Here is a 12,797-nt window from a genome sequence, read left to right on the forward strand (position 1 = left end):
AATCTAAAACTCAAATTGGTAAAGGAGATCCAAGGCCTGGTTAACACCAGACACCGCTTCTAAATACAGTTTTGGCATCAATCGATAACGTAACGTTAACGTCGCCAATGAGTCAAAGATACCAACACCATACTTCACTTGTAAATCATTAGTGATCTTACCACTCACCACAACTTGGGAGCTATCCCCCACACCTTGGGTATCAACAGCCAAATCAGATACCCCAAATGTTTCACCAATCTTGCCAACTAATTGCCCACTTTGTGCAACACCAAGGCCAATAAGCATTGATGTCATTTGTGAACCATTTGCATCACCACTATCTAACCCTTCCCCTCTTAACAGATAAGAGAGTGCTTCTTGTTGCGTTTTGGCAGGTTCAGAGAATATTTCTACCTTCGGCTTATCTGCAAGCCCTGTTACCTTAACACCCGCAATAACATCATCAGCAGTGTTATCTGGGTTACGGATAGCTTCTAAATTTAAGAATGGCTGATCGGCAGGGCCAGAGAACTGTATTTGGCCTTTGCGGACGATTAAGTCTTGCCCATAAGCGCGGAAACGCCCTGCAGGAATATCAACTTGACCATTCAAACTGAGGCCATGCTTATTTTGAATCACTTTCAACAAGCCAGTCAAACGAGCTTTCAAACCAAACGCATCTAACCGAACATCATTACCAATTTTAATATCTAGATTGGTTTGAATTGGGATTGATGGCGCTTTTTCTTCTATTGGTTTTAAATCACTATCTAGCATAACCACATCAGATGATGCGCTAACCGCAGATTCAGGTAATTCCTGAACAGTAATTCTTGCCCAAGGGATTGTCACAGAACCATTCAAGGTTAATAAGGATGGCGATGCATCAAACACAATATCCGGCTGTACATCAATCTTAATCATTGGTGGCAGAGAAACCCGTAAGTTATTACCACGCGCCATTATTTTAGCTCGCCACGCATCAATGTTACGCCAATCAGCATCACCATCGATATTCAAATAACCTTCCGGTGTATTGATTTGCCCATTCATCACAGAGCTAGTGCCATTAAAATTAATACCTAAATGACCACTTTTAATATCAAATGGGATCATCGCTGAGCGAACTTCTAAGCTAGAAAGCGATAAATTACCATTTAATAATGGGTTATTTGCTGAGCCCCCTAGCCGTAAATTGGCACTCAAGCGGCCATTAGCCACTTCTTTTTGACCAAGCAGCGGTTTAATTAAATCTAAAGTAATCGAATTGATTTCTACATTACCCGCTAACAGACGGCGTTTTTCAATATCTGAAATTTGAATATTGCCGCGCATCTGGCCGTTATTCTGCAAACCAAACAACCAATTAACGTCTGCCTTACCATTTTTGAGCCCTGCACTTAACGTTAAGGTATCAAATGCGATAGGTAAGCGCGTCCCTTCAACAAACTGTGTTGCTTTAACGTCATTGCCACGTAAATCTAACTTCACTTGCGGCATACTGCCATCGTCTTTCCAAATAGCGTTTGCTTTGCCACTAAAGACACCACTAACACGTGTATCTTTAGGCATAAACGGTTTAATCATTGCTAAGTCAAAGCGTTCTAATACAATGTCAGCACTGCCGCTTTTACCTGCTTTAATTGGTTTTGGCACACATAAACGCGCATCTGGATTTACCCAGCAATGACGACCAATTGTCACTTCTTGCGTTTGATTAGCGTAATTAAGTGACATGGCTTGATTCAAGCGCCACTCACCGACAACAGTATCAAATAACGTATTGGTCAGGTTACCTTTCCACACTTCTGTTTGGCGGTCAAAGCTCCCTGCGAGTGATAACTGCCCTGAGACAGGTTCACCTTTAACATTCAGCTTCAGTGTATGCTGCTTTTCACTACCTTTCGCGTCAAGATTCAGGTTACTAATGACCATATCACCTTGCTTTAATTGGCGTAAGACAACGGATAAATCGCCTTTTATCTGCTCACCAGTAGCAACATTACCCTTAATAACCACGTTATCAATAGCGAGATCATTTTGCCATTTCACACCGCGAGCGGTTAAGTCAATTAACGCTTCTGGCGTTTGCAAATTACCCCGTAATTTCACATCACCAACAATCACCCCCCCTAAACCGGGTAGTAGACCATTAAGCCCAGGTGCGTTAATTTTTGCATCAAGATTCCATTTATCAGCAAGCGTCCCTTTTACATCAATATTATTTTTGCCTAGTGCTAAATTAAAATTAGGGATGTCCCACTGACCGGCTGCATTGCCTTTTGCCTGCCCACGCGCTTTCAGTAAGTTATTTTTTACATTACCATCCAGCATAATTTCAGGGACTTGCAATTGCCAGCTCCCACCGTATAGGCTACCGCGCGTAACAATTTTACCGTCAACCTTCGCTGGCCACTCGGGATATTGTTTAGCGGTATTGATACCTGACAAGGTTAGCACCGCATTCCAACTGATTGCTTTACTCCAGTCAGCCACCCCTGTGATGTCCGCATTCCCTTGTAAAGCGGATAAGCGTAAACGCGTAAGGTTAATTTGCTCTTCATTACCTTTGGCGTCTAAGAGTAAGGTTGATGGAGGAAGATCTTGCCCAGTAATAGCAGAACGCAAAGACATATCATAAGCGGATGGGCGGCCATTTAAACGTAGGCGTGTGCCATCTAACTGGTACTGTGCATCACCGACTAAAGGCCATGTCAGCTTATCGCTTTTTAGTGTTAATAAAATTGGCAAATCCGCTTGTGATAAGTCAGTTTCTGCATCTAACGTCGCATTAATTGGGCCTTGCAGATTCAATGCCAATTTTAGTTCATCAATTAAGCCGCCCTTTAAAGACAAATCTATTTTTTGCCCATCTAAATCCTCTAAACGGCTCTCTCCCAATATTGATAAAGATACTGGCCACTTATCTTTCAACATTGCTGTTCCAGATAAAGCCACATTACCTTGTGGCGCATCAACTTTTAACTGTTTAACCAGTACCTGCTGCCCCTCATTAGACAAGCTAAGATGTAATTGGTTAATCTTAACGTCAGCCCCACCAGTTAATTGAAAGTTCGATGCATTAATCCCCTCAACATTTAAATTAACAGGTAAAATTATTTCAGGTAATTCAGCCAGTAGCGGTTTTGAGAACAATTCTTTTAGTTCATCTGCTAACGATTTTTGCTCGTTAATCGGCACAGGGTCGGGTTGTTTGTCTTCCGTCGCCTGATCTTGTTGCGTTTCAGGTAAATGAATTGCCAAGTCAATAATATCTGTCGGAATAATTGTGATAGCTTTATCTTCCCACGTTACCCCTGTGGTAAATTTAGCTAAATCAATATCCATACCATCAACATTGACGTGAGTTGAAACTAACGAAAGCTGGTTTAAACGAATGGTTAGCGGTGCTTTGAGTTCAGTTAGTGGCTCTGAAGCAGGTGCTTCTTCTGATGGCGGTAACTGCGCCGTATCAACATTTACCATTACATTATCAGTGCTAAGGTTATCAATACATAATTCACGGCTTTTCAGGCAGCCTAGGCGTAATGCTAAATGTAATTCCCCTGCATTAACATCAATGCCTGGCATTTGATACTTCACGCCAGTCAACGTTAAATTACTGATATCACCATCTATTTTATCAATCGTTAATTCAGGAACAAAGCGAGTCGCTGAATTTAAAGCAAAATGAAGACCGGATTGGGTGCCAATTACCCAACTTAATGCCGCAATAATAAGAACTAGAATTAATAAAATGGAAAGACTTATCCATTTTAGCCATTTCAACCACCTCATAATTCAGTCCCCAAACCGATATAAAATTGTATTTTGTCGTTATTTGAATCACCGATTGGTGTTGCAAGGTCAAATTTAATCGGTCCTACTGGAGAAACCCAGCGAACACCTATACCTGCGCCAGTTTTAAAATCACTCTTTTTAATATCATTTACTGCTTCGCCGCTATCAATAAAAGTGGCGCCCCACCAATTACCCGTGAAATTATATTGGTATTCAACAGAGCCAACAGCCAGCTTAGATGCCCCTGTCAGTTTACCTTTACTGTCTTCTGGGGAGATTTTTTGATATCCATAGCCACGTACACTACCATCACCACCAGCGAAGAAACGCAAGTCTGGCGGGACTTTGTCAAAATCATTGGTTTCAATCCAACCTATATTACCTCGCACCACAAAACGGTGCCCCTCCCATGGGGTTCTTATCCATACATTTTTAGCTTGCAATACAGCAAAGTCGATATCTGAACCCCAAATTTTATTCGAATAATCAATTGAATAACGTTGGCTATCCCCCCAACTTGGCATCACACCACCACGTTGACGAATACGACTAACATAAGCCCCTGGATACAATAGCATTGTCGTATTAGTGACATCAGCTTGGGTAAAGTTACTCAGCATCCAACGCATATTCACGCCATATTGCCAACCGGAAGAGTAGTCCCAGTTACGAGATACGTTTAAAGTCGTAGTATTTGATTGTGTATCATTTAAATCGGTGCGTTTAAAACCGCCTTGAACGGCATAGTATTGCTCTAAAGGATTGGCTTTTAATGGAATTTTATAACTAGCGTCAATCAATTGCTCTGGTTGAGAAAGGCTGATACTTGATGTAAAACTTTGCCCCCTTGAATTGACCCAAGGTTTATTCCATGTCGCTTTAACGCGCGGGCCGACATCAGTTGCATAACCGCCACCAAGTTCAATAAAGTTTTTGGCGCGGGGGACCATCACACCCTCCATAGGTAACACATCGGAATCCGCCTCACGCGCTTTTGCGATGTCCGGAGTGACAATCGCAGAAGAGAACCAGCCAGTTTCTGCTAACCGACGGTTAAACTCAGCGAGTTGTTCGGAGGTGTAATATTCCCCTTTTTTAAACGGAGCGAGATTATTCAAATAATCTTCACGAATTTGCGACCCTTGATAAGAAATGGCGCCAAAGCGATAACGCTCCCCACTATTAAAATCAAAATCCCAATAAGCAGCATGGTGGTCAAGAGAAATACCTAATTGGCTTTTCTCCATCATTGCATCAAAATAACCTTTACGAATAGCTAGGCTGCTAAAACGACCTTTGAAATCTTCATATTCACCATCATTTTGGATAATACCCAGTTTTGGTGTATATTTTTTAACCATCTTTTCATAGTCAGGGTCGGTTTTTGCACCACCTTGTAATTCAACTGTCACCCCTCTCAATAAAATGGGTTCTCCAGGAGTTACTTTAGCAGTCAATACAGAACGAGCAGGCGGGGTTTTTTCTTCATAACTAAACTCAACGGAAGGTTGATAATAACCTAAAGGCTTTAAACCTTCTTGAATTGCTTTCTCAACACGGGCTCGAAAACGACCATTGGGTACAACTTCATCTTGAGATATATTAGAAAGTTGTACTCGCACGTTTTGATTAAGTTGGCCTTCAAGCCCTTCAATATTAAGGCGAAGGTTCGCTGCGTGTGCCACTGGTAGTGCCGCAGTTAGGCAGAGAAAACAAGCTAGTGGGTATTTCGACACGCCTACTCCTAAGGTGGTTATTCGATTGACTAAATACTTCATATCAATTTATTTTGAGTAAAATTAGCCGGATACACAAGTTTTTATCCCTATTTTTAGTTTTTTTGTGCGGTCAATATACATAGGAATCATTATGCCATTTAATAAATTTCACTCTGCAAATATTGCACAACCTCTGCCCGGCAGAGCAACCGCTATAACTTACTCACCATATCATGCGGTTAACCATCATTCGATTGAGATTATTCCTAAGAATATGGAAATCGCTTATTTTGCTATGGGGTGCTTCTGGGGTGTAGAGCGTCTATTTTGGCAGCAATCTGGCGTTTATTCCACTTCAGCAGGATATTGTGGTGGGTTAACACCAAACCCAACCTATGAGGAAGTGTGTTCAGGGCTAACAGGGCATGCGGAAGCCGTCCGGGTCGTTTTTGACCCACAAACGATCGATTACACCCAATTATTAACCTTATTTTGGGAAAATCACGACCCTGCTCAGGGGATGCGCCAAGGTGGCGATATTGGCAGCCAATACCGCTCGGCCATCTATACGGTTTCCGATGAACAAGACCAGCAAGCAATGAAGACCTTGCAAGCATACCAAGCAGCAATGAAAGCACAAAATGATGTACGTCAGATTACAACTGAGATTACGCCATTGGAAACCTTCTATTTCGCAGAGGATTACCACCAGCAGTATTTATACAAAAACCCAAATGGTTATTGTGGCTTAGGGGGTATTGGTGTTTGCTTACCCCCCTCATTAAATAATTAAAACATAAATTATTAGTTTTAATTTGTTTTTCATTCTAGATAAATCATGTTGTAGATAGATAATAAATTACCTGAGCATAATCGAGTACACGGCTCAGGCAATAAAGTAAACACCGCCCTACAACATGATTTATGATGAATATCTAGCCAGATAAATATACCCGATGCTATACTCATCGAACATATCAATTATTTTGCGCATAGTGCGCTACTGTATATTTACTTATTGAATATATTTTCTACCCGAGATGATACCTACTGAGATCATTAAAAATGAATCAATCTTAGTGTTGAAGGGTGTCAGGAAAACCTATGATTAACAGCTTATTGATCGTTCTTTTATTATGTGCAATTAGCGCATTCTTTTCTTTGTCTGAAATTTCATTGGCGGCTTCCCGCCGTATTAAACTTAAGCTAATGGCAGACGAAGGGAATATTAACGCGGCCCGAGTACTCAAATTACAAGAAATGCCTGGTATGTTTTTTACCGTCGTGCAAATTGGCTTAAATGCCGTTGCCATTCTTGCAGGTATTGTGGGCGAGTCAGCTTTTTCACCTGCATTGTATGATGTATTTATTCAGTTTTTATCCCCTAACTGGGCACAACAAATCGCTTCAATCATTTCTTTTACCATTGTGACTAGTTTATTTATTTTAGTGGCGGATTTAACACCAAAACGTATTGGCATGGTGAAACCCGAAGCAATCGCCATCCGTATTGTCAATCCAATGCGCTTTTGTTTGGTGGTTCTCAGCCCTTTTGTCTGGTTCTTTAATGGCCTTGCCAACCTCATCTTCAAGCTATTCAAGTTACCTATATCGCGCAATGAAGATATCACCTCTGATGATATCTTTGCCGTCGTTGAAGCAGGCGCGGTCGCTGGGGTATTACGTAAGCAAGAACATGAATTAATTGAGAATGTTTTTGAGCTTGAATCTCGTACTGTGCCATCAGCGATGACACCACGTGAAAGTATTATCTATTTTGATAAAGACGAATCAGAAGAAAGTATTAAACATAAAATCTCAACTCAACCACATTCTAAATTCCTCGTTTGTGCTGGAGGTATTGACCATGTCATTGGTTACGTTGATTCCAAAGAGCTACTTAATCGCGTATTGAATGGGCAAAGTCTAAGTTTAAAAGACGGTGTACATATTCGTAATACGCTAATGATACCGGATACCCTTTCCCTGTCAGATACACTAGAAGCATTTAAAACGAATGCTGTCGATTTCGCCGTTATTCTTAATGAATATGCGCTTGTTATGGGTATCATTACTATCAACGATGTGATGATTACTTTAATGGGCGATTTAGTTGGCTCAGGGCAAGAAGAACAAATTGTGGTACGTGATGAGAACTCTTGGTTAGTTGAAGGGGGAACCCCTATTGAAGATGTCATGCGCATTTTAGATATCGATGATTTCCCTGACTTTAGCAACTATGAAACCATCGCAGGCTTTATGATGTACCGGTTAAGAAGGATGCCAAAGCGTACAGATTACGTTAAATATGCGGGTTATAAGTTTGAAGTTGTCGATATTGATAACTACAAAATCGACCAACTACTGGTAACTCGCCTCACGGCAATACCAGCACCAGTAATTGTACAACCGGGAAAAAACACGACTGAAACGGCTGATGCAAAACGACAAACCAAAGATACTGAACACTAATATTTAGTTGCAAAGCCGTTTCATTTCAATGCGCCACCTTGAGTGGCGCTATTGTTAACCAAACCTAAGTTTGATTAACGCTACCCTAACTCCGCCTGTAATAATAATACCTGTTTGTTAACCTCACTCATCACATTGTAATGGCGCTTATCACTGACTTTAGGTGGTAAAATTTTCCCATAATTAAACTCAAATGCCCCAAAATCCTTAATATAGAGCCTGCCACGGAATAACGTTTTGACGTAAAGAGCAATCTTAAATGGGTTATAACGGTTAAAAATTTTCATTAGAACTTAGCCTCCCCTTTGTTCTTACGATATTCAATAACTCATACCGTACAATAATCATAGACCAGAAATTTCCATTTTGGTTCTAAAATTGCAGTTTTATTCAATTTGCTGACATAACATGACAGTGTCAAATAACTGTTAAATCCTTACAAACCTTGTCTTTATTCTGAATTTTAAAAAAATGTTAAATTCTCTTTTGAAACTCATCCGATGAGCTATGCTATAAGTATCAATTATAGAATTGGTACTTAGGTTCACCTCTCTAACAAGGCTAAAGCAAAATTTAAGGGGTATATATGATTAAAAATCTTTTAGTGTCGATTTTTTTACTCGGAATATCAACCGCCGCCACTGCTGCTAATATTCAATTAAACCAAACAGTTCCTGCCGTTTCTGTATCTGACAAGGGGGAGCTCATCATAAACGATGAAGGGAAACTGGATAATCAGCCATGGAAAAGCCAGCAATTAATTGGCAAGGTACGCACTATCCAACATATTGCGGGCCGCTCTTCAGCGAAAGAACTTAATGCACCGTTAATAGAAGCTATCAAACAAGCCAAACTCCCTCACGATGCCTATCAAACCACGACTATCGTGAATGCGGATGACGCTATTTTCGGTACAGGTGTATTTGTTAAAAATAGTGTTGAAGACAGTAAAAAAGAGTTTCCTTACTCTCAATTTATTGTTGATAGTGACGGTGTCGTCAAAAATGCATGGGGGTTAAAACCTGAAAGCTCCGCAATTATCGTATTGAATAACCAAGGGAAAGTATTATTTTTCAAAGATGGTGAATTACCCCCTCAAGAAATTGAAAAAGTGATGAGTTTACTTGTTTCCAGCTTAAATCAGTAACATGACATACATCTTATGTAGTGTCCCTTAAGTGCACACTACATAAGCCCATTAGCAATCATAAAACAGCGAACACAAAAATAGTCAGTTATTCTAAAATTCCTCAATATGCCATATGCATAATTATAACCATTTCATTAATAACTACTCATTATTATATGGTTTATTGATAGTTTTATTAACCAACACATATTGCTTTAAAAACTTCCCAATAAAAACAATTTATAACCAAGGTGGTTGTGTTCTTTGCATTACCCCATTCTACCTAATTAATAATAACGCGTTATATCTTAGCGACGCTGTAACTCACATAAATTTAATAAACCAACCAATATACTTTAACGCAAAAACCGCCTTTATCACTGTTAGCAAAAATAACCTGTAAGTTATGCAATTGAGCAATTCGCTTAACAATAGATAGCCCTAAACCACTCCCTGTTTTTTCTTGCCCCGCAGGCCGATAAAAACGTTCTCCCAAGCGTTGTAAAACTTCTGGGGTCACCCCATCACCATCGTCTTCAATTTCAAGGTGGTCTGCGTACAACGTTAGCGTTACTCGCCCTTTCGCTTTGCCATAGCGTATTGCATTATGAAGTAGGTTTCTGAGCAGTACACTCAATAACAGTGCTTGGCCTTTTAATGTCGGCGGTTCGCCTTTAATAATACTGATCACCGTGGTTCCTTGAGCCTGCGCCTCCGGCTGAATATCATTGATTGCAGTTTCAATCAGAGATAACCAAGATAATTCAGTAATATCTTCAAGTTGGGATATCGATTCTAACCTCGATAATGTGAGCAATTGGTCAACAAGACGAGATGCACGGTCAATCCCTTCGGATAAGTTTGCTACTGCATGGTGACGAATATCAGTATCATTCCCTGCAATTTGTACCACCTCCGCTTGCACTTTTAAGGCTGCGAGAGGACTACGCAGCTCGTGGGCAGCATCAGATGTAAACTGCCTTTCACGCGCAAACATATTATTGATTCGCTCAAACAAACCATTCATTGAGTCTATGATTGGCTTTGCTTCGGTTGGAATACGTGATACTTCAATAGGTGTTAATTCATCAGGCTGACGATAGCGCAATTGGTTTGCAACTTCTTTTAAAGGCCGCAAAGCACGGGTTAAAAGCCATAGAAATACGACTAGCATCAACGGCAATGCCACCAACCAAGGCATAAATTGCGCCACCATGATATCCGTTGCCATTTCTTGCCGATATTCCCACTCTTGGCCAACCACGATAACATATTGCCCATCTTGAGATTTTAACCAAACAAAGCGCCACGAGTCATCGCTTCCTGTAACTCTCCCATCAGAAAAGCCTTCCCTTGCAAAGTTAAATACAATCTTTTTCCCATTATCACCATCATTTAAAACCATCTGCCCCTTAAGCGTAAAAATAGCAAAAGCTAATGCATCATCATCTTGATCGCCTCGATTTTTCCGCAATAATTTTTTTGTTTTCTTTAATGAAGGTTTAGACAATTCAAGATCTGAAGGCAATACAGACAAACGTTTAGCAAATGCCATTTGTTGTGTATCAAATAGCTCATTAATGGTTTTATACGTTTGATACCAAGCTAGTGAACTCGCGATACCCCATGTCACCAATGCTAATAACAGCAACATTAAGGTAAGTTTTAGCCGAAGACTAAATGTTTTCATTATTCATCATCACCTAATCGATAACCGACACCATGAACAGTACGAATAAACGTATTACCTAACTTGCGTCTTAAATGGTGAATATGTACCTCAACTGAATTACTCGATACTTCCTCTTCCCAGTTATACAGTTTCTCTTCTATTAAGCCTCGCGATAGAATTTTATTTGGGTTATGCATAAATAGAGATAATAATGCCAATTCTTTCCCTTTAAGTTGAACAGGCTCCCCTTTAACAGTTACCGTCATCCCAGACGGGTCCATTTCCACATCTCCATGAGTCAATTTAGGTGTTAACTGACCACTTCGTCTGCGGATCAATGCCTGCAAACGAGCCATAACTTCCATTAAGGCAAAAGGTTTGCACAGATAATCATCCGCTCCACGTTGTAAGCCTTGTACCCGCTGCTCCAGAGCATCTCTGGCTGTCAAAATTAATACCGGTTCATCACGCCCCTGTTTGCGCCAATGTGCCAAAATGTCCATGCCATCAATATTCGGTAATGAGAGGTCAAGTACCACGGCATCATAGGGAGCATCAAAAAGAGCAAGTTGCCCCAGTTTTCCATCCATAAACCAATCAACAGAAAAGCCCAGTTGAGTTAACCCTACTTTTAACCCATCACCAATTAGCCTGTCATCTTCGATTAATAGAATACGCATAACCCCTCCGTATCAGAATATTATTATATTTATCCCATCAGTAATGAAATGACTAGCTATTATTTATTAAATTAAAAATATAATGCATCAATTAAGTTTCTTAAGATCCTGTTAAGATTTACCTGCTTTAATAACTTCCATATAAACAAGTTTACGTCTTATTTGGAGAAACTGATCATGAAAAAATTACCTTTAATTACATTAATTGCAGCTCTTGCAACAGCCCCTGTTTTTGCTGCAAATGGCGGTTTTGACGGTCCGGGTGCTGTCACTAATAATACAACGCAAACCAATCAAAATGGGGGCTTTATTGGCCCTAATAGCGGAGAAACAACCGTCGCAAAAGCACTAGAGATGTCTGATGATAGCTGGGTTATTTTACGTGGTAATATCGTTAAACAACTTGACTATAAACATTATGAATTTACTGATGGCACAGGCACCATCAACCTTGAAATCAGTGAAAAACGTTGGAATGGTGTTAATGTCACACCAAAAGATAAAGTCGAAATCCGCGGTAAAATCGATAAAGATTGGAATTCAAGGGAAGTTGAAGTTAAACAAATTCAGATCATTAAATAACCCATCATATCCCTTCGTTAGCATACTTCAGGGTTGTACCTGAAGTATGCTATTACTTCATCGCCAAAATCCTATTTTATACCAATATTAACAATGCTAGATTAGACATAAATATAATTGTTATTTTGGATCATCCAATGTCACTGAAACACCCCCAACTACGTAATATCAAAGAAAAACTGCTTTCCGATAATTGGTATATCTTAAAAAAATACACCTATGAATTACAAAGAAGAGATGGAAACTGGCAACAACAAGAGCGTGAAGTCTATGATAGAGGCAATGGCGCAGTCATTCTGCTCTATAATAAAATAAAAAACAGCATTATCTTGATACGCCAATTCCGTATGCCTATGTACATAAATGGTTACCAGCATTTCCTGATTGAAGCTGCCGCAGGCTTGCTTGACGATGCTTCACCGGAAACCCGTATCATTGCCGAAGCAGAGGAAGAAACTGGCTTTAAAGTCGACAAAATAGAAAAAGTCTTCGAAGCATTTATGAGCCCCGGTTCCGTTACCGAGAAGCTATATTTCTATATTGCTGAGTACAACGACAATAACCGCAGCAATGCAGGTGGCGGGTTAGCTGAAGAAGGTGAAGATATTGAAGTCTTAGAATGGCCATTTCCTAAAGCGTTAGAAGCTATCAAAACTGGCGAAATTGTTGATGGTAAGACTATTATGTTAATACAACACCTAGCATTGAATTCAATTCTAAAATATTAATTTTTATAAAGAGCTAAAAGCCTTTATTACTAT

At 40.0% G+C, this 12,797-nt stretch carries 10 protein-coding genes; 5 read left to right on the forward strand and 5 right to left on the reverse strand.

All coding sequences use genetic code 11. The features are described from left to right. Positions 1–3: 3 nt before the first annotated feature. Positions 4–3,780, reverse strand: coding sequence for a translocation/assembly module TamB domain-containing protein (locus tag ACHB7C_RS15375; RefSeq protein ID WP_181468824.1), 3,777 nt, complete (start codon positions 3,778–3,780; stop codon positions 4–6). Further along, positions 3,777–5,519 carry an autotransporter assembly complex family protein gene (locus tag ACHB7C_RS15380; protein ID WP_071548697.1) on the reverse strand — a complete coding sequence of 581 codons (1,743 nt, stop codon included), beginning with the start codon at positions 5,517–5,519 and terminating at the stop codon, positions 3,777–3,779. Before ACHB7C_RS15380 ends, ACHB7C_RS15375 begins: the two co-directional genes overlap by 4 nt. A gap of 133 nt (positions 5,520–5,652) precedes the next feature. Here ACHB7C_RS15380 and msrA point away from each other — a divergent pair, with 133 nt between their 5' ends. Both msrA and ACHB7C_RS15390 read left to right on the forward strand, forming a co-directional pair. Beyond that, the gene (msrA, locus tag ACHB7C_RS15385; protein ID WP_042845775.1) at positions 5,653–6,294 is read left to right on the forward strand and encodes a peptide-methionine (S)-S-oxide reductase MsrA; all 642 of its coding nucleotides are present in this window, start codon (positions 5,653–5,655) and stop codon (positions 6,292–6,294) included. Positions 6,295–6,605: 311 nt separating this feature from the next. Continuing rightward, positions 6,606–7,973 (forward strand): hemolysin family protein, encoded by a 1,368-nt coding sequence (locus ACHB7C_RS15390; RefSeq protein ID WP_042845776.1) that lies wholly within the window; start codon positions 6,606–6,608, stop codon positions 7,971–7,973. A gap of 80 nt (positions 7,974–8,053) precedes the next feature. Here the strand turns inward: ACHB7C_RS15390 and ACHB7C_RS15395 are convergent, their stop codons facing one another. Continuing rightward, a complete protein-coding gene (locus ACHB7C_RS15395; protein ID WP_042845777.1) occupies positions 8,054–8,260 on the reverse strand; it encodes a DUF1107 domain-containing protein in 207 nt (68 codons plus the stop codon). A gap of 299 nt (positions 8,261–8,559) precedes the next feature. Here ACHB7C_RS15395 and ACHB7C_RS15400 point away from each other — a divergent pair, with 299 nt between their 5' ends. Next, positions 8,560–9,120 (forward strand): YtfJ family protein, encoded by a 561-nt coding sequence (locus tag ACHB7C_RS15400; RefSeq protein WP_395347796.1) that lies wholly within the window; start codon positions 8,560–8,562, stop codon positions 9,118–9,120. A gap of 316 nt (positions 9,121–9,436) precedes the next feature. Here the strand turns inward: ACHB7C_RS15400 and qseC are convergent, their stop codons facing one another. Then, the gene (gene qseC, locus ACHB7C_RS15405; RefSeq protein WP_198860985.1) at positions 9,437–10,792 is read right to left on the reverse strand and encodes a quorum sensing histidine kinase QseC; all 1,356 of its coding nucleotides are present in this window, start codon (positions 10,790–10,792) and stop codon (positions 9,437–9,439) included. Beyond that, positions 10,792–11,454, reverse strand: a complete 663-nt coding sequence (gene qseB, locus ACHB7C_RS15410; protein WP_042845780.1) for a quorum sensing response regulator transcription factor QseB — start codon at positions 11,452–11,454, stop codon at positions 10,792–10,794. The genes qseC and qseB overlap by 1 nt, the downstream gene beginning before the upstream one ends. 177 nt (positions 11,455–11,631) lie before the next feature. Here qseB and ACHB7C_RS15415 point away from each other — a divergent pair, with 177 nt between their 5' ends. Next, positions 11,632–12,036 carry a YgiW/YdeI family stress tolerance OB fold protein gene (locus ACHB7C_RS15415; protein ID WP_042845781.1) on the forward strand — a complete coding sequence of 135 codons (405 nt, stop codon included), beginning with the start codon at positions 11,632–11,634 and terminating at the stop codon, positions 12,034–12,036. Between the two features lie 137 nt (positions 12,037–12,173). Then, positions 12,174–12,764, forward strand: coding sequence for an NUDIX domain-containing protein (locus tag ACHB7C_RS15420; RefSeq protein WP_198860986.1), 591 nt, complete (start codon positions 12,174–12,176; stop codon positions 12,762–12,764). The last annotated feature ends 33 nt before the right edge of the window (positions 12,765–12,797 follow it).

It is taken from the genome of Providencia sp. 2024EL-00732 (genome assembly GCF_044006275.1).
GTDB classification, from domain to species: domain Bacteria; phylum Pseudomonadota; class Gammaproteobacteria; order Enterobacterales; family Enterobacteriaceae; genus Providencia; species Providencia huashanensis.

What these genes read in the sequence shown, in the direction of transcription:
- ACHB7C_RS15375 (WP_181468824.1), bottom strand. Translation starts at nt 3,780, where the DNA reads ATGAGGTGGTTGAAATGGCTAAAATGGATAAGTCTTTCCATTTTATTA.
- msrA (WP_042845775.1), top strand. Translation starts at nt 5,653, where the DNA reads ATGCCATTTAATAAATTTCACTCTGCAAATATTGCACAACCTCTGCCC.
- ACHB7C_RS15390 (WP_042845776.1), top strand. Translation starts at nt 6,606, where the DNA reads ATGATTAACAGCTTATTGATCGTTCTTTTATTATGTGCAATTAGCGCA.
- ACHB7C_RS15395 (WP_042845777.1), bottom strand. Translation starts at nt 8,260, where the DNA reads ATGAAAATTTTTAACCGTTATAACCCATTTAAGATTGCTCTTTACGTC.
- ACHB7C_RS15400 (WP_395347796.1), top strand. Translation starts at nt 8,560, where the DNA reads ATGATTAAAAATCTTTTAGTGTCGATTTTTTTACTCGGAATATCAACC.
- qseC (WP_198860985.1), bottom strand. Translation starts at nt 10,792, where the DNA reads ATGAAAACATTTAGTCTTCGGCTAAAACTTACCTTAATGTTGCTGTTA.
- qseB (WP_042845780.1), bottom strand. Translation starts at nt 11,454, where the DNA reads ATGCGTATTCTATTAATCGAAGATGACAGGCTAATTGGTGATGGGTTA.
- ACHB7C_RS15415 (WP_042845781.1), top strand. Translation starts at nt 11,632, where the DNA reads ATGAAAAAATTACCTTTAATTACATTAATTGCAGCTCTTGCAACAGCC.
- ACHB7C_RS15420 (WP_198860986.1), top strand. Translation starts at nt 12,174, where the DNA reads ATGTCACTGAAACACCCCCAACTACGTAATATCAAAGAAAAACTGCTT.